17 protein-coding genes are annotated in these 16,843 nt (G+C 71.8%); 8 read left to right on the forward strand and 9 right to left on the reverse strand.

Annotation, left to right across the window (positions count from 1 at the left end):
* Positions 1 to 24 precede the first annotated feature (24 nt).
* The gene (locus IE97_RS0111860) at positions 25 to 1,173 is read left to right on the forward strand and encodes an acyl-CoA dehydrogenase family protein (protein ID WP_037844238.1); all 1,149 of its coding nucleotides are present in this window, start codon (positions 25 to 27) and stop codon (positions 1,171 to 1,173) included.
* Positions 1,173 to 2,222: a Zn-dependent alcohol dehydrogenase gene (locus tag IE97_RS0111865; RefSeq protein WP_030236409.1), complete on the forward strand. Its 1,050-nt coding sequence runs from the start codon at positions 1,173 to 1,175 to the stop codon at positions 2,220 to 2,222. The genes IE97_RS0111860 and IE97_RS0111865 overlap by 1 nt, the downstream gene beginning before the upstream one ends.
* Before the next feature lie 60 nt (positions 2,223 to 2,282).
* Here IE97_RS0111865 and IE97_RS0111870 read toward each other — a convergent pair whose 3' ends face one another.
* A complete protein-coding gene (locus IE97_RS0111870) occupies positions 2,283 to 3,308 on the reverse strand; it encodes a GlxA family transcriptional regulator (RefSeq protein WP_030236413.1) in 1,026 nt (341 codons plus the stop codon).
* A 71-nt stretch (positions 3,309 to 3,379) separates the two neighbouring features.
* Between IE97_RS0111870 and IE97_RS0111875 the strand changes: the two genes are divergently transcribed.
* Positions 3,380 to 4,705 carry an MFS transporter gene (locus IE97_RS0111875; protein WP_030236417.1) on the forward strand — a complete coding sequence of 442 codons (1,326 nt, stop codon included), beginning with the start codon at positions 3,380 to 3,382 and terminating at the stop codon, positions 4,703 to 4,705.
* Here IE97_RS0111875 and IE97_RS0111880 read toward each other — a convergent pair.
* The 6 genes from IE97_RS0111880 to IE97_RS0111905 all read right to left on the reverse strand — a co-directional run bounded on the left by IE97_RS0111880 (position 4,641) and on the right by IE97_RS0111905 (position 11,680).
* A complete protein-coding gene (locus IE97_RS0111880; protein WP_030236431.1) occupies positions 4,641 to 5,075 on the reverse strand; it encodes a hypothetical protein in 435 nt (144 codons plus the stop codon). The genes IE97_RS0111875 and IE97_RS0111880 overlap by 65 nt on opposite strands.
* Positions 5,076 to 5,186: 111 nt before the next feature.
* On the reverse strand, positions 5,187 to 5,804 hold the full coding sequence (locus IE97_RS0111885; protein ID WP_078603191.1) for a flavin reductase family protein: 618 nt from the start codon (positions 5,802 to 5,804) through the stop codon (positions 5,187 to 5,189).
* Positions 5,805 to 5,846: 42 nt separating this feature from the next.
* Positions 5,847 to 6,638, reverse strand: a complete 792-nt coding sequence (locus IE97_RS0111890; RefSeq protein ID WP_030236437.1) for an enoyl-CoA hydratase/isomerase family protein — start codon at positions 6,636 to 6,638, stop codon at positions 5,847 to 5,849.
* On the reverse strand, positions 6,638 to 8,863 hold the full coding sequence (locus IE97_RS0111895; RefSeq protein WP_030236442.1) for an acetate--CoA ligase family protein: 2,226 nt from the start codon (positions 8,861 to 8,863) through the stop codon (positions 6,638 to 6,640). The genes IE97_RS0111890 and IE97_RS0111895 overlap by 1 nt, the downstream gene beginning before the upstream one ends.
* Before the next feature lie 207 nt (positions 8,864 to 9,070).
* Complete coding sequence (locus IE97_RS0111900; RefSeq protein WP_030236445.1) at positions 9,071 to 10,366, reverse strand: KAP family P-loop NTPase fold protein; 1,296 nt, start codon at positions 10,364 to 10,366, stop codon at positions 9,071 to 9,073.
* An 87-nt stretch (positions 10,367 to 10,453) separates the two neighbouring features.
* Positions 10,454 to 11,680, reverse strand: a complete 1,227-nt coding sequence (locus IE97_RS0111905; protein ID WP_030236448.1) for a flavin-containing monooxygenase — start codon at positions 11,678 to 11,680, stop codon at positions 10,454 to 10,456.
* A 156-nt stretch (positions 11,681 to 11,836) separates the two neighbouring features.
* On the opposite strand from IE97_RS0111905, the gene IE97_RS0111910 reads away from it, so the two are divergent.
* From IE97_RS0111910 to IE97_RS0111925, 4 genes are read left to right on the forward strand one after another with little or no spacing between them, the layout of a single operon-like run.
* Positions 11,837 to 12,286 (forward strand): hypothetical protein, encoded by a 450-nt coding sequence (locus IE97_RS0111910; protein WP_030236453.1) that lies wholly within the window; start codon positions 11,837 to 11,839, stop codon positions 12,284 to 12,286.
* Entirely contained in the window at positions 12,286 to 12,687 is a 402-nt protein-coding gene (locus tag IE97_RS0111915) for a Zn-ribbon domain-containing OB-fold protein (protein WP_030236456.1), read from the forward strand. The genes IE97_RS0111910 and IE97_RS0111915 overlap by 1 nt, the downstream gene beginning before the upstream one ends.
* 46 nt (positions 12,688 to 12,733) lie before the next feature.
* Positions 12,734 to 13,354 (forward strand): GNAT family N-acetyltransferase, encoded by a 621-nt coding sequence (locus IE97_RS0111920; protein WP_030236460.1) that lies wholly within the window; start codon positions 12,734 to 12,736, stop codon positions 13,352 to 13,354.
* Between the two features lie 40 nt (positions 13,355 to 13,394).
* A complete protein-coding gene (locus tag IE97_RS0111925) occupies positions 13,395 to 14,252 on the forward strand; it encodes a GNAT family N-acetyltransferase (RefSeq protein ID WP_030236464.1) in 858 nt (285 codons plus the stop codon).
* Between the two features lie 12 nt (positions 14,253 to 14,264).
* Here IE97_RS0111925 and IE97_RS0111930 read toward each other — a convergent pair whose 3' ends face one another.
* Positions 14,265 to 15,425, reverse strand: coding sequence for a hypothetical protein (locus IE97_RS0111930; RefSeq protein WP_030236468.1), 1,161 nt, complete (start codon positions 15,423 to 15,425; stop codon positions 14,265 to 14,267).
* Positions 15,426 to 15,458: 33 nt separating this feature from the next.
* Between IE97_RS0111930 and IE97_RS0111935 the strand changes: the two genes are divergently transcribed.
* Positions 15,459 to 16,139, forward strand: a complete 681-nt coding sequence (locus IE97_RS0111935; protein ID WP_030236471.1) for a hypothetical protein — start codon at positions 15,459 to 15,461, stop codon at positions 16,137 to 16,139.
* Between the two features lie 19 nt (positions 16,140 to 16,158).
* Here the strand turns inward: IE97_RS0111935 and IE97_RS0111940 are convergent, their stop codons facing one another.
* A complete protein-coding gene (locus IE97_RS0111940) occupies positions 16,159 to 16,824 on the reverse strand; it encodes a pyridoxine/pyridoxamine 5'-phosphate oxidase (RefSeq protein ID WP_030236474.1) in 666 nt (221 codons plus the stop codon).
* Positions 16,825 to 16,843 lie beyond the last annotated feature (19 nt).

Raw genomic sequence — 16,843 nt, forward strand, 5'->3', positions numbered from 1 at the left:
TCACTTTGAATCGAGGCGGCGACCGTGGACTTCGGATGCACGCAAGAAGATCAGGACCTCCGGAACGAAGCCCGGGACTGGCTCGCCGCGCACGTCGAGGACGCGACGGACCGCCGCGCCTGGGAACGCACCCTCGGAGCAGCGGGCTGGATAGGCCTCGGCTGGTCCGAGGCCGGGTACGGCAACCGCACCGCCACCCTCACCCAACAGGTCGCCTGGGCCGAGGAGTACGCCCGGTCGGGCGCCCCGCCGCGCTCCGGCCACATCGGCGAGAACCTGCTCGCCCCCACCCTCATCGCCCACGGCACCGACGAACAGAAGGCGCGCTTCCTCCCCCCGATCGCCGCCGGCGAGGAACTCTGGTGCCAGGGCTACAGCGAACCCGGCGCGGGATCGGACCTGGCCGGTGTCCGTACCGCGGCCGTCCGCGAACCGGACGGTCGCGCGTACCGCGTCACCGGCCAGAAGGTCTGGACGTCACTCGCGCACGAGGCGGACTGGTGCTTCGTGCTGGCCAGAACCGAACCCGGCTCGGTGCGGCACCACGGACTGACCTTCCTCCTCGTCCCCATGGACCAGCCCGGGCGGATCGAGGTGCGCCCCATCCGGCAGATGACCGGGACCAGCGACTTCAACGAGGTCTTCTTCGACGGCGCCCGCGCCGAGCACGTCGTCGGCGGTGAGGGCGACGGATGGCGCGTCGCCATGAGTCTGCTCGGCTTCGAGCGGGGCGTGTCCACGCTGGCCCAGCAGATCGGCTTCGCGCGGGAGCTCGAGACGGTGGTGCGCACAGCCGTGGAGACGGGGGCGGTACATGATCCCGTGGTACGGGAGCGACTCGTGCGGCAGTGGGCCGAACTGCGCACGATGCGCTGGAACGCCCTGCGGACGCTGGGAGGTTCGGGCGACCCGGGCGCCCCGAGTGTCGCGAAGCTGCTCTGGGCCGACTGGCACCAGCGGCTCGGGGAGCTGGCGGTGCTGGTGCGGGGCGCGGCGGCGAGCGCCGGCCCGGCGGACTGGTCGGCCTCGTCGCCGTACGAACTGGACGAGGCACAGCACCTGTTCCTCTTCTCCCGGGCCGACACCATCTACGGCGGTTCGGACCAGATCCAGCGCACGATCATCGCCGAGCGGGTGCTCGGTCTGCCCAGGGAGCCCAAGGGAGCCGTGTGATGCGAGGCGTGATCTTCGACGGGAAGCAGGTCCGGGTCGTCACGGATCTGCGGGTGCGGGAGCCGGGGCCGGGTGAGGTGCGGGTCGCGATCCGGGCGGCCGGGCTGTGCCACAGCGATCTGTCGGTGGTGGACGGGACCATACCTTTCCCCGTTCCCGTGGTGCTGGGCCATGAGGGGGCGGGGGTCGTGGAGGCGGTGGGTGGTGGCGTCACCCATGTGGCGCCCGGTGACCATGTCGCGCTGTCCACCCTCGCGAACTGCGGTGCGTGCCCGGAGTGCGACCGGGGGCGGCCGACGATGTGCCGGCAGGCGATCGGCCGCCCGGGCCGGCCGTTCCGTCTCGACGGGCAGCCGGTCCACCAGTTCGCCGCCACCTCCGCCTTCGCGGAACAGACGGTCGTGAAGGCCGTCCAGGCGGTCCGGATCCCCGACGACGTTCCGCTGCCGTCCGCCGCGCTCATCGGGTGTGGCGTGTTGACGGGAGTGGGTGCCGTACTGAACCGGGCGCGGGTGGACCGGGGCGACAGCGTCCTGGTGATCGGGACGGGCGGCATCGGGCTGAACGTGCTGCAGGGGGCCCGGCTCGCGGGAGCCCTGCGGATCGTGGCCGTCGACGCCAACCCGGCGAAGGAGGAGGTGGCACGCCGGTTCGGCGCGACCGACTTCCTCACCTCGGCCGAGGGCGTGCGGGACATCCTCCCCACGGGCGCGGACCACGCCTTCGAGTGCGTCGGCCGGGTGGAGCTGATCCGCCTGGCGATCGACGCCCTGGACCGGCACGGCCAGGCGATCCTCCTCGGCGTGCCCCCGGCCACGGCCGAGGCGTCGTTCCGCGTCTCGTCGATGTACCTGGACAAGTCCATCCTGGGCTGCCGCTACGGCTCCTCCCGCCCTCAGCGTGACATCGCCCTGTACGCCGACCTGTACCGCGGGGGCCGCCTGCTGCTCGACGAACTGGTCACCAGGACCTATCCGGTCGAGGACTTCGAGAAGGCGGTGCGGGACGCGGAGGCGGGGCGGGTGGCGCGCGGCGTGCTGACGTTCTGAGGGGTACCGGCTCAGGGGTACCGGCGCTCTGAGGGGTGTTCACGTTCTGAGGGTTGGGGCTCATGTGCCGAGAGCCGCTGCCCGGTCCCGTCCGGTCCGGAAGGTACGCCGGTAGGCGGTAGGAGTGACGCCGAGCGCGGCCTGGAGGTGCTGGCGCATCGACTGGGCCGTGCCGAAGCCGGCGTCGCAGGCCACCTGGTCGACGGAGCGGTCGGTGGTCTCCAGCAGGTGCCGGGCCCGTTCGACCCGCTGCTGGGTGAGCCACTGGCCGGGGCTGACGCCGGTCTCCTCGCGGAAGCGGCGGGTGAAGGTGCGGACCGACATGGCCTCCTGGGCGGCCATGTCGCGCAGCTGGATCGGCTCGTGGAGGCGGCCCAGGGCCCAGGCGCGGGCGGCGGTCGTGGACGCCTGCTGCGGATCGGGCACCGGCCGTGCGATGTACTGCGCCTGCCCGCCGTCGCGGTGCGGTGGTACGACCGTACGGCGGGCCACCTCGTTGGCGACGGCGGCGCCGTGGTCGCGGCGCACGATGTGCAGGCACAGGTCGATACCGGCCGCGACACCGGCGGACGTCAGCACGTCACCGTCGTCGATGAACAGCACGTCGGGATCGACCTCGATCCGCGGGAAGAGCCGCTGGAGGCGCTCGGCGTCGGCCCAGTGGGTGGTGGCCGGGCGGCCGTCGAGGAGGCCGGCGGCGGCGAGGACGTAGACGCCGGTGCAGATGGAGGCGAGCCGGGTGCCGGGGCGGAGGTGGGTGAGGGCGGCGGCCAGCTCGTCGGTCAGCACACCCTCCTCGTAGACCTGGCCGAGCTCGTACGACGCCGGGACGATCACCGTGTCGGCGGTGGCCAGGGCCTGTGGGCCGTGCGCGACGTGGATGGTGAAGTCGGCGTCCGTCTCGACCGGCCCGGGCGGGCGGACCGAGCAGGTCACGACCTCGTACAGATGCCGTCCCCGGGCGTCCTTCGGGCGGCCGAAGATGCGGTGCGGGATGCCCAGTTCGAAGGGGAGCAGCCCGTCGAGGGCGAGGACCACGACGCGGTGGGGACGGAAGCCCGCCGATGGCGGGGACGCTGCTGCCATGGCCCGATCATAACGAATGCTGTCCTCCGGGCCACTCGATGAAGCCGGCCGGTGGCCCGAAGCTCTATGTCGTGACCCAGACAAGCGAAGCCGCCGTCGTACAGCAGCCGTCGAAGCCGGGCCGCAGGCGCGTGCACCGGGCGTGGTTCGTCGCCGCCGTCACCTTCGTCACGATCATCGGTGCCGCCGCCTTCCGTTCCGTGCCCGGGCTGCTCATCGACCCCCTCCATGACGAGTTCGACTGGTCGCGCGGCACGATCGGCGCCGCCGTCTCCGTCAACCTCGCGCTGTACGGTCTGACGGCTCCCTTCGCGGCGGCCCTGATGGACCGCTTCGGCATCCGCCGGGTGGTCGCGGTCGCGCTCACGGTGATCGCCCTCGGTTCGGGTCTGACCGTGTGGATGACGGCTGCCTGGCAGCTGATGCTGTGCTGGGGGCTGCTGGTCGGCCTCGGCTCCGGCTCCATGGCGCTGGCCTTCGCGGCGACCGTCACCAACCGCTGGTTCACCGAGCGGCGCGGTCTGGTCAGCGGCATCCTGACTGCCGCGTCGGCCTCCGGCCAGCTGATCTTCCTGCCGTTGCTGTCCTGGATCGTCGACCGGTACGACTGGCGCCCGGCGGCCGTGACGGTCGCGCTCGCGGCCCTCGCGGTCGTGCCGTTCGTCTGGCTGCTGCTGCGCGACCACCCGGCCGACGTCGGCCAGAAGCCGTACGGCGCGAAGGACTTCGTGCCCAAGCCCGCGCCCGTCCCCGGAGCCGCCCGCAGGACCCTGTCCGTCCTGTTCTCGGCCGCCCGCACCGGCCCGTTCTGGCTGCTCGCCGGCACGTTCGCGATCTGCGGTGCCTCCACCAACGGCCTGATCCAGACCCACTTCGTGCCCGCCGCCCACGACCACGACATGCCCATCACGGCAGCCGCCTCGCTCCTCGCGGTCATCGGCGTCTTCGACGTCGTCGGCACGATCGCCTCAGGCTGGTTCACCGACCGCTTCGACGCGCGCCGGCTGCTCGCGGTGTACTACGCGCTGCGGGGCGTGTCGCTGCTGTTCCTCCCCTTCCTGCTGGCCCCCGCCGTCCACCCCCCGATGATCTTCTTCATCGTCTTCTACGGCCTCGACTGGGTCGCCACCGTCCCGCCCACCCTCGCCCTGTGCCGCGAGCAGTACGGCGAGGACAGCGCGATCGTCTTCGGCTGGGTCCTCGCCTCCCACCAGGTGGGCGCCGCCCTCGTCGCCTTCCTCGGCGGCGTCGCCCGCGACGCGTTCGGCTCCTACGACGTGATGTGGTACGCCTCGGGGGCGCTGTGCGCTGCGGCGGCGTTGATGGCGCTGGTCATCCGGCGGCGGCCGGTGGCCGGGCAGGCGGTTCTCCCGGGTCGGTCGTCAGCAGACGGTTGAATCCGGTGAGTCGGGGTGAGACGGCGAAGGGGAAGGACTCACTGTCGGGCGTCTTGAGGGCCGCCACGATGTCGTCGTCCGGCTCACCGAACACCTCGAAGTGCTGAACGGTGCAGTGCTTCATCACCTCGCGGATGTACGGGTCCGAGAGCTTCCAGTGGGTGCGGATGGCGTCGGAGTCGCGGTAGAGCTGGAAGCTGTGGGCCAGCATCCGTTCCTCGTCGATGAAGACCTCCACCATGAGCTGGGGTCCGTGCGCTCGAGCGAAGTCGACCGCCCGCGTGATCGCCTGCCGGAAGTCGTCGAGGTGGCCGTCGGTCACGCGCATGGTGTTGCGGAAGAGGATGGTGCCGCTCTCTGTGATCTCCATGCGACGAGTGTCCGACCTCAAGCAAGGTTGAGGTCAAGGGTCTGGGGTGGCGGGGATCGGCCCCGGTTGGGCGTCCAGGGGCTTCAGTTCCGGGTTCAGCGGCATGCTCCGCTACGGGTGCCTCAGCCTGGTGAAGCGGCCTCGGTGGAAGAGCAGCGGGCCGTCCGGGTCGTCGTCGGCGGCCGTGCCGAGGGCGTTCACCCGGCCCACCACGATGAGGTGGTCGCCGCCGGGGTGGACGGCCTGGATCGCGCAGTCGATCCAGGCGACCGCGCCGGACAGGCGGGGTGAGCCGGAGACCGGTGCCGGGTCGTAGGGCACGCCCGCGAACTTGTCCGCGCCGCTGACCGCGAAGGCCCGGCACAGCTCGTCCTGGCCGGCTCCGAGGACGTTCACGCAGAACATGCCCGCGCGGGCGATGCGTGGCCATGTCGTCGACGTACGGCCGACCATGAAGGCGACGAGGGGCGGGTCCAGGGAGAGGGACGTGAAGGACTGGCAGGCGAAACCGGCGGGGGAGTCGGTGGCGGTGGCGGGAGGTGCCGTGATGACGGCAACGCCCGTCGGGAAGTGCCCCAGGACGCGGCGGAACTCGCGCGGGTCGACCGGTGCGCGCTCGTCCTCGGTGACGCACCGCAAGTCGGGCCGTGGCAGCGCCTCGACGGGCGCCGGTGCGCGGACCGACCGGAGGTAGCGGACGGCGGCCTCCGCCATCCCTGCTTGTCCCATCACGCCCACGATTGAAACTGACGGATCGTCAAATAGGAAGGGTCAACGGCCTCTGAACTCCGCGTCCCGCCGCTCCACGAAGCTCCGTACGCCCTCCCGCGCGTCCGCCGTCGTCATGTTGATCTCCTGCGCGGCGGCCTCCGCCGCGAAGGCGGTGGCGCGGTCGGCGTCGAGGGAGGTGTTGACGAGCTGCTTGGTCAGGGCGAGGGCGCGGGTCGGGCCGGCGCCGAGGCGTTCGGCCCACGCGCGGGCCGTCTTGTCCAGGTCGCCGTCGGGGACGACCCGGTTGACCAGGCCGAGGCGCTCGGCGTCCGTCGCCGTGAGCGCGTCGCCGAAGAACATCAGCTCCTTGGCCCGCTGCGGGCCGATGAGGCGGGGCAGCAGGTAGGCACCGCCGCCGTCCGGCACCAGACCGCGCCGTACGAACACCTCGATGAAGCGGGCCGATTCGGCCGCCAGTACGAGGTCACAGGCGAGCGCGAGATGCGCGCCGAGGCCGGCCGCCGTGCCGTTCACCGCCGCGATCACCGGCTTCTCGCAGTCGAGGACGGCGGCGATCAGGCGCTGGGCGCCGGTGCGGAGGGTGCGTGCCACGTCCCCGGCGACACGTGCGCCGGGCGTGCCGGTGCCGCGCAGATCGGCACCGGCGCAGAAACCCCGGCCCGTCCCCGTGATCACGACAGCCCGTACCTCCGCCGACGCGGACGCCTGAGACAGCAGCCGGATGATCTCGTCCCGCAGGCCGGGGGTGAGGGCGTTGAGGCTCTCGGGCCGGTTGAGGGTGAGGAACAGGACGTGGCCGCCGGTCGTGTGCAGCACTCCGTTCTCCGTCATCAGCGGCACACCGCCAGCGCGTCCAGGGCCACCGCGCCCTGCCCCCGGGGCAGCACCATCAGCGGATTGATGTCGAGCTCCGCGAGCCGGTCCCCGAGTTCCAGCGCCATGCGCTGCACGCGCAGCACGACCTCGACCAGGGCGTCCAGGTCGGCCGGCGGGCGGCCCCGGACCCCGTCGAGCAGGGCCCGCCCGCGCAGCCCGGCGAGCATCTCCCGTGCCTGCTCCTCGCCGAAGGGCGGTACTCCGACGGCGGTGTCGCGCAGAACCTCGACGAGTACGCCGCCCAGGCCGACCGTCACCGTCGGTCCGAACAGGTCGTCGTGGGTGACGCCGACGACCATCTCGACGCCCTGCTCGACCATCTGGCAGACCAGTACGCCGTCCAGGGAGACGCCCTCGTAGCGTGCGATGTCGGTCAGCTCGCGATAGGCGTCGCGGACCTGGCTGGCCGAGGTCAGGCCGACCTTCACCAGGCCCAGTTCGGTCTTGTGCGCGATGCGGGCGCCCGAAGCCTTCATGACCACCGGGTAGCCCACGAGCCCGGCGGCTCGTACGGCCGCCGCCGCGCTGGTCACCAACTGCTCGCGCGGCACCCGGATGCCGTACGCCCGCAGCAGTTGCTTCCCGGCGTGCTCGCTCAGCTGCTCACCGGGCCGCATCAGGGCCTGTGCCTTGCGGTAGGACGGCGACGGGGTCCGCGGGGCATCGTCGAAGGGGGAGCGGTAGGCGGTCGTGAAGCGGTGGTGGGCGAGGTAGGCGCGGACGGCGGTGAGGCAGTTGCCGACGGTGCGGAAGGTGGCCACGCGGGACGAGCCGAGCAGCACCTCGCGGTACGCCGGCTCGGTGCCGACCGGCGACCCCCACACCACGCACACCAGTTTGTCCGTCTCCTCGGCGGCGTCCACCAGGTCGCGCACGAGCCGGTCGCTGAGCGGGGGGAACGGCCCGGTGACCGGGCAGATCAGCACACCCACCTCGGGGTCGGCGAGGATCGCGTCGATGATCTTCCGGCCGCGGTGGTCGCCGACCGGGTGCCCGCCGTTGTCGACGGGGTTGGCGACGTTCAGGTACTCGGGTATCCACTGGTGCAGCTCGGCCTGCTTGGCCTCGGACAGGACCGGCAGCCCCAGGCCCGCCTCGGCCGCCAGGTCGGCGACATGGGCGCCCGTGCCGCCCGAGATCGAGTAGACGACGACGCCCTCCGCACGGGGAGGCCGGGCGCGGGCCAACAGGGCTGCGGTGTCCTGCAGTTCGTCGAGGCCGTCCACCCGGATCACGCCGTACTGGCGCATCGCCGCGTCGATCACGTCGTCCGCGCCGGTCAGCTTGCCGGTGTGGGAGGCGGCCGTGCGGGCGCCGGTCTCGGTACGGCCCACCTTGACCGCGACGACCGGCACGCCGCGCCGGGCGGCCCGGTCGGCGGCGAGCAGGAAGGAGCGGCCGTCCTTCAGCCCTTCCACGTAGCAGGCGATGGCGCCGACCTCGGGCTGCTCGGCGAAGTAGGAGAGGAAGTCGGCGGTCTCCAGGTCGGCCTCGTTGCCGGTCGGGGCCCAGTGGGAGAGCCGGATGCCGAGTTCCTGGAGGGCGAAGACGGGGCGGCCCTGGTGACCGGACTGGGTGATGAGCGCGATCGCCGGGCCGTCGAGGTCGTCGCGGAACCGCTCGAAGGCGTTGAGGTTGGTGTTGGGCCCCAGCAGCCGTAACCCGGACCGCTCGACGACGCCGGCCAGCCGCCGCTGGGCGGCCGCGCCGGCCTCGCCGGTCTCCGCGAAACCGGAGGCGAAGACGACCGCGAACCGCGCCTTGGCCTCCGCCAGTTCCTCGACCACGGGGAGCGGGTCACCGACCAGCACCACGGCCAGGTCGACCTGCTCGGGCAGGTCGCTGACGGAAGGGGAGCAGGGGATGCCGAAGACCGACGGCCGGTTCGGATGCACCGGATACAGCCGGGCGCCGACCCGCTCGGCCCAGTCGGCCAGTTGCCGGGTGATGCCGGTGTTCGGGCGCCCCTCGGCGTCCGAGGCGCCGATCACGGCGACGGACCGGGGGCGGAAGAAGCGGTCCAGGTCGGGTACGTCGGCGTGCAGCGGGCGTCCGCTGACGTCGAGGGCCGCCGGCTCGTCGGGGCGGCCGTGGGCCATGAGTCTGGGCTGCTCCCCGCACGCAAGGACGCGTGCCCGGCTGGAGTCGGTGGTGAGGGCGCCGTGGGTTGATCCGAGCATCGATCCGCCCCGCTCCTGTGTCTGACTGCACCGGTCAGTGAGGTGACGCAGTATCAGATTACAGAACTGACGGTACGTCAGGAACTGGGTGCACGGGAGGATGCGTGACGGACATCGGTCCACACCGCTTCCCGTCGACCGATTCGCCCCCCGACCGGTCAGAGACCGAGTGGCGCGGGTGGTCCGCGCCACCGGTCCCCTGCTGGGTCATACGGGGTCGGTCCCGGCCGTGTCGTCCGGGCCCGCGGTGCGCCGCAGGGTGCTGATCATGCTGGTGACCTGGTCGCCGTCGGGTGCGGCGGGATGGTCGTTGTAGACGCCCGGTCCCGTCTGCAGCAGACGCATCAGCTTGTCGTCGCTCGTGAAGCCCACCAGGCGCGGGTCCAGCCGCTGTCTGAACGTGGCTTCCTGCCGGGGGTTCACGATGGCCGACGTGGCGTAGCCCTCCAGCGCCCGCCAGGCCCCCGGCTGCTCGGTGAGCAGGTGGAAGAACGCACGGTGCCGGGTCCGGATGATGAGCAGCTCCGCGAGTTGGAGGAGCGTGCGCCGGTCCAGAGGGCCGCCGTTCGCCGGGGCGTAGGCGAGCGCGGACAGGTTGAGGACGTTCAAGAAGCGCTTCACGCGGCGCGGATTGGTGCCCAGCCCCACCTGGATCAGTTCCCAGAACGCCCCGGAGTCCGCGAGTTCCTGTCCGACATACCGCGAGAGCGATGCCCGCAGCGTCTGGAACTCCACGTCGGGCAGGAAGAAGGGCAATTGGACGATCTTGTCCAGGTACTCCATGCCGGCGGCCGCGTAACCGGGCGCGCCCGCCAGGGCCTCGCCGAACTTCTTCGTGGCCACCGCCGCCACCACATCCAGATCCAACGCGAGGACGAACACACACCGGGACTCCCCGAGGAACAGCTTCAGGGACTCCAGCACGGTCACCGCCGCGTCCGGGGTGCACCGGTCGAGGTCGTCGACGAAGACGACCAGTCGGCCGTCGGGGCCCACGAACTCGTTCACGGCGTCGGCGAAGTCATGCTCGAAGGCGTTGACCTGGCGGTACTCCGCGGAATCCGCTTGGGAGAAGGTGTCCAGGATCTCGTTGACGTGCGTGCCGTTGATCACACCGCCGGTGGCGAGGGACGCGGCGGTGCCGAGCCCTGCCCGCATGGACAGCCAGGTGGCCGCGCGGGCCAGCCGGCCGACCTTCTCCCTCAGCTGCTCCTCCTGCTCCATCTCGGCCAGGATGGTGTGCAGCAGGGCCGCCCAGACCTCGACCTTGCGGTCGTACTTCCAGGGGTTGAACCAGATGGTCCGGTCCTTCCCCTCGTCGAAGATGCCCTGCCACAGGCTCAGGAAGCTCGACTTGCCCGTCCCCCACGCCCCGAACACCCCGACGGTCAGCGGCAGGGGGTCGGCTTCCGCCACGGCCTCGTGCAGGACCCGGACATAGGGCATGAAGCCGAACGCGTCGTCGTCCGGTTCGCCGACCGGGTTGTCGGTCAGTGGCCTCATCGCCGACCTCCTGGGAGGGGAGAGTTCTGGACTCTCAAGACAGACTCGTCGGATCCCCAGTTTTCCCAATGGAAGGTCAATTAGCCACTATTTAGAGAAGTTGGTGCCAGTGTCGCGATCCAGCGTTCTGGCGCCAGGGGTCCGCGCCTCCACCGCCTTGGCGATCCTCACCGCGTCGAGCGCCATCTCGCGGAGGTTGCCGCTGATCGGGTTCGTGAAGCCGGTGAAGTACAGGCCCGGTGCGGTCTCCGGGGTGCGGGCGCCGTGGACGACGGGGGTGCCGCGAGCGTCGAGGACGCCGAGGTGGCCGACGAGGCCCTCCAGGGCGCGGACGTATCCGGTGGCGGCGATCACGGTGTCCGGGGAGATCCGGGTGCCGTCGGTCAGCGCGATCTTGCCGCCGTCCTCGAAGCGCTCCACGGCGGCCACGATCTCCACCCTGCCCTTGCGCACCGCGTCGATCAGGCCGACGTCCTGCACCGGGATCGCCCCCTGCTTCACCCGGGTGTACAGCCCGGTGCCGGGACGTGGCAGACCGTGTGCCGACAGGTCGGGCACGGCCACCTTGGCCTGCACCCGGCTGAGCCGGTCGACGAGGCCGACCGGCAGCCGTCGTACGAGGACGGCGCTGTACTGGGCGGCCCAGCCGGCGGTCGTGCGGCGCACGATGTGCGGAACGGTGCGCACCGCGAGCCGGACCCGGGACGCGCCGCTCTCCACGAGGTCCACGGCGATCTCGGCGCCGGTGTTGCCGACTCCGACGACGAGGACGTCCCGGCCCGCGTAGGGCTTGCCGTTGCGGTACTCGCGGGCGTGCAGGAACTCGCCGGTGTAGGAGTCACGGCCGGGCCAGTCGGGCACGCGGGGCGTGTGGTTGTAGCCGGTGGCGACGACGACCGCCGCGCCGGTCAGCTCCCGGCCGCCGGTGGCGTGCAGCAGCCAGCCCGTGCCGTCGGGCGCCCGCTCGACGCGGGACACCTCGACGCCGGTGACGACCTCCAGCCGGTGGTGCTCGGCGTACTTCTCCAGGTACCGCACCACGTTGTCCCGTGATACCCATCGCCCGAACCGGCGCGGCATCGGCAGGCCGGGCAGGGACGACAGGCGGCGGGTGGTGTGCAGACGCAGCCGGTCGTAGTGGCCGCGCCAGGACGCTCCGACCTGGTCGGACTTCTCCAGGACGACTGCCCGAACGCCCCGGGCGCGCAGCGCGTGGGCGACGGAGAGGCCGCCGGGGCCGCCGCCGATGACGTAGACGGGGCGGTCCGGTGTGGGATGCGGGGAGGAGTGTGGGGGCGTTGTGGACTCGGCCATGAGCGCGAGCGTAGCCAGAGGTCCGCTTGATGGGTCTCGGTCAAGACCGGAATTGGTTTCGGATTGATTACGGCTTCGGAGGCGGGAGGGGGGCGGGGTGGGGCCGGGTGGTCGCGGGTCTTGCGCATCGGCAGATCTGACGTACCGTCAGATCTCATGGACACGATCTGGCTCACCGGCCCGCAGTGGCTGGCCGTGCTGCGGATCGGGCTCGGGCTGTGGTGGCTGGAGAGCTGGCGGCACAAGGACCGCAAGGCCTGGTTCGAGCGTGGCACCGGCATCACGTGGGCGGCGGGGATAGCGGCAGGGCACCGCTGGAGCGCGGTCCGTTCGGGCTTCGAGGCGGCCGTCGCACCGCACCCGCGTGTGATGGCGTACGTCGTCGTCTACGCGGAACTCGCCCTCGGCCTCGGCCTGATCACCGGTCTGCTCACCCCGATCGCCCTGGCCGGCGGGTTCCTCCTCAACGCCCTCTACTTCACCCTCATGATCCACGATGTGGCCGAGCAGGGACAGAACTCGATGATGGCGCTGATGTCGGTGGTCGGGCTGTTCGGGATGTCCTGGCAGACCTGGTCGCTGGACAGCGCGCTGGGGCTCTTCTGATGGAGCGACGCTTCGACCTGCCCGAGCCCGACACCTTCACCCGGGCGTACTGGGAGGCCGCCGCCGAGGGCCGGCTGCTGATCCGCCGCTGCCGGGCCTGTGGCCGGGCCCACCACTACCCGCGCGAGTTCTGCCCCCACTGCTGGAGCGAGGACGTCATCTGGGAACCCGCGAGCGGCCGCGCCACCCTCTACACCTGGTCCGTCGTGCACCGCAACGACCTGCCGCCCTTCGCGGAGCGCACACCTTACGTCGCCGCCGTGGTGGACCTGGCCGAGGGGCCGCGGATGATGACGGAGGTCGTGGGGGCGGAGGAGCTGTCGGCCGGGGTGGAACTCGAGGTGGTGTTCCGGGCGGGCGTCCCGGTGTTCCGGGTCGCGCCGGGGGCCGCCACGGGGTGAGCCGTACTCGGGTGAACAGCGCGGGCCCACCCGCTTGAATGTCCTCATGCCCCCGATACGCGACCGGTCCCGGACCGGCCCCCCAGCCACGGAACTGCACGGCCTCGGCCTCCACCTCCGCCCCTGGGACGCGGCGTCCGGCTCCGACGTCGAGACGTGGCTGCGCGGCCTGCGGGATCCGGAGTTCCGGCGCTGGAACACCCCGCTCAGGCCGGTCACGGACCGCAGGAGCGCCAGGGAGTCGCTGCTCGCGCGGGCCCAGAGCGCCGCGGAGGGCACGTCGATGTCGTTCCGGGTCGCCGACGCGCGCAGCGGTACGGCCCTGGGGCACATCGGCGTCAACGAGATCAAGTACCACCTGAAGGTCGCCCGCGTCGGCTACTGGGTGCTGCCCGAGGCCCGTGGCCAGGGCGTCGCCACCCGGGCCCTGCTGCTCGCCACCCGCTGGGCGCTGACAGAACTCGGCCTGCACCGACTGGAGTTGGACCACGCCGTCGGCCACGACGCCTCGTGCCGGATCGCCGATCGGTGCGGATTCGCCTACGAGGGCACCTTGCGAGGGGCGGTCTTCCAGGAGGACCGGCACGACGCCTTCCGCGACGCCCACCTGCACGCACGACTGGCGACGGACCCCGAACCGGACGCGTATGCGGAGCCCGGAGCGTAATACGCAGGCGCCCCCGGGGCGCGGCGCGGCACCATGGGGCATGCCGTCCGACACCTGGCACCTCACCCACGGCCTCGACGACTTCCTGACCCGCGCCGGCGGCTTCCTCCGCTCCCAGCCGGCGCTGCACACCGTCCCGTTGACCGTCACGGAGACGCTGCGCACCCGTGGACCGCACGTGTACGGCGAGGGGGTACCGGAGTTCGGCGTCCTGGAGCGGGACGGGGCGGTCCGGGCGGCGTTCTTCCGCACGCCCCCGCACTGGCTGAACCTCACCTCGCTGACCGTCGAGGAGGCCGACACCCTGGCCGCGCGGCTGGCCGCACTCGGGCGGCCCCTGCCCGGTGTGAGCGCCGACCGGGACACGGCCGGTGCCTTCGTCGAGGCCTGGCAGCGGCACACGGGAGCCACGGCCGTACTCCGCCGGCGCCAGCGGCTCTACCGGCTCGGCACCCTGACCGTGCCCCGGCCGGTGCCGCCCGGCGGGCCCCGGATCGCCGTCGAGTCGGACCGCGAGCGACTCGTCCGCTGGCACGAGGAGTTCGCGGAGGCCGTCGGCGCGGGCACCGTCCGGGACGCCGACGAGTGGGCGGACGCCCGCATCAACCAGGGCGGCATCACCTTCTGGGAGACACCCGACGGCACCCCCGTCGCCATGGCCGGCACGACCCCCCGGGTCGCCGGCCAGATCCGCGTCTCCGCCGTCTACACCCCGCCCCACCACCGCGGCCGCGGCTACGCGGGCGCCGCCACGGCCGAGGTCAGCCGCGCCGCCCTGGCCGCCGGAGCACAGGAGGTGGTCCTCTTCACCGACCTGGCGAACCCGACCAGCAACGGCCTCTACCAGCGGATCGGATACCGGCCGGTGGCGGACTTCGCGGTGTACGACTTCGGATAGCACCAAGGTGTCTCACCAGAAGGTCAGGGTCAGCTTGAACCAGGCGGAGCCCTCGCGTTCGGTGTTCTCGGCGTTCAGCGTCTCGGTCGCCAGCGCGGCGAAGGCCCGCTCCTGGACGCCGAGATAAGCTCGTACGATTGCGCACTCCGGAGCGTCGTCCGTGAGCACGCGGTGGCCGGTGGCCTCGTCGAGTCTGCCCAGATTCCAGAGCAGCTCGACGATCGGGGAGGCCCGCTCGCCACCGCGCTCGGTGACGAAACCGCCCACGAAGCTCTTGGCGATGTCTCTCGCGAACGGGTTGAGGTTCGCCATCCACTCCCGGCGCAGCCACAGTTCCGCTCGGGTCACCCGCTCACGCGCGTCCAGGTCGAGCGTGAGGTCCACGTGTTCCTGGAAGCCGCCGGTCTTGAGGCGCACCTCCGTTCTGCCCGCCTCGGTCGTACGGCCGTCTGCCGTCTCCCGCACGTGGAAAAAATCGAAGAAGTCGCCGCCTCGCAGATCCGCGTACGGCACGCGGGTGGGCTCCCCGGCGAGGTCGCCCCACTCCGACGGCCACAGGAAGGCCGAGAAAACGACCTTGGCGAGATCAGCCCTGGAGATGACCCAGCGGTTCCCCTGCTCCGCCACGTCCACGCCTGCCGCGTTGTTCTCGCGGCACAGCAGGGAGCGGCCCGGCCAGGGGTCGTGGAAGAGGATCGACTCGTCGTCGGCGGCCACCAGGTTGATGCAGTGTCCGGAGCGGCCGTCGTAGACGTGGACGGCTATCCCCCTGGCGTGCCGTGCGATGAGGGCCCGTGCCAGGAGGTCGACCAGGTCTGCCGGGGAAAAGACGATCACGCGCTCGATCGCGGCGGTCGGCACCTCGGGGCGCCCGGCTGCGAGGAGGCACACGGGATGCATACCGGACAGCAGACCAGCGGTGCGCCAGCTCTGTTCCAGCGTGGCGCCCCGTTGCGGGTCGCCGTAGAGCCCCTGCGCCTCCGGGCTGCTGGAGAACTTCGCGAACGCCGCTTCCAGGATCTCGACACCCAGTGACCGTGGCACGGCGCGGGCCGTTGCGCGGGGATCCGATGGATCTGCCGCCTCCGCCGCCTCCGTGCCCTGCTGGGTCAACTCCGCCCGGCCCGGCTCTCGTTGCAGCGGGCCGGCACCGGAGAACAGGATTTCTTCCATCGAAATACGTTATCCGCCAGATAACATGAAAGTGTGGCAGATCCGTCGATTCCCATTGCCCGCATTCAGCAGTACGTCGTCGAGCGGTGCCCACACTGCGCCGAGCGGCACCGGTTCACGCTGGGCTTCGGCCGACGTGCCGTTCTCACCTTCGGAGGTGCCGCGTCCAGCGCCGGCCTGACCTGCCCGACGACGGGTGGGCCGATCGCCGTCGAGCTGGAACTCCGCGAGAACGAGTCCTACCTGGGCCCCGTCGATCCCTTGTCGGGCGCCGCTATGAGCGCCGCGCTCCCCGAGCCCGGGCCGGCGGCGGGGACCGTGGCGGCCCAGGAGAGCGGCGGCGAACGTGCCGAGTGGCAGAAGGCGTCACGCGCGACGGCACTCGACTTCTGCCGGGTCATGCTGACCACCAGCAGTGGCGCCATCCCCATCTATGTGGCAGTGCTCAACTATGTGGGTCACGAAGGGATTTCGGGTTCCTTCAGCGGTCAGCTGAGCGTGCTGCCCATGGTCTTCTTCCTGCTCGCCGCCGTGACGTTCATCCTGGCGCTGGTGCCCACCCTGGCCACCGTGACCGACGAGAGCGGCTTCCGCGAGTTCCGTGACCGTCGGCTGCGTCTCCTGGACCGGTACATCTGGTCGGGCGTCACGCTGTTCGTGGCGGCCATGGCGTTCTCCGTCTACTTCCTGTTCTCCGCCCTGAGCACGGTTTGACGGCGAGCCCGGCCGTCCCTCAGGGCCACAGCAGTTCCCGCGTCCACCCCTGCTCCGCGCGCCGGTAGCGGAGCCGCACGTGGCGCCGCGCCTCGTCGCCCTGGAAGAACTCCACCTCCTCGGCCCGCAGCCGGTACAGCGTCCACGAGGGCACCGGTGTCGCCGGCTCCCGCGCGGCCCGCTCCCAGGCCGCCTCGGAGGCCCGTGCCAGCTCCTCCACCGAGCCGAGGACCTCACTCTGCCGCCCGGTCAGCGCCGCCGCCAGCGCGCCCGTCGAGCGGGCGTGGAGGTCGCCCTGGGCGTCGGCCGACGGGGCGGCCGACACGGGGCCGCGCACCCGCACCTGCCGGCCCAGCACCGGCCAGTAGAAGCCGAGCGCGGCGTACGGGCGGGCGGCGAGGTGGCGGCCCTTGCGGCTGCCGGCGTGGGACGCGAAGGACCAGCCGGTCCCGTCCGCACCGTGCAGCATCACGATCCGCACGTCGGGCAGGCCGGACCCGTCCGAGGTCGCCAGCGACATGGTGTGCGGCTCGGACTGCCCGGCCGCCACCGCCGCGGCGAACCACTCGGTGAAGAGCTCCAGCGGGGTGGCGGGGGCGGCCTCGGGGTCGAAGGGCGGCAGTTCGGTGACCTCCGGGTCCCAGACCCGCAGTGACCTCAGCAGCTCGTGAAGATCGGTTGCCATCCCCCGATTGTCACCCGGG

The organism is Streptomyces sp. NRRL S-455 (assembly GCF_000717875.1).
Classification (GTDB): Bacteria; Actinomycetota; Actinomycetes; order Streptomycetales; family Streptomycetaceae; genus Streptomyces.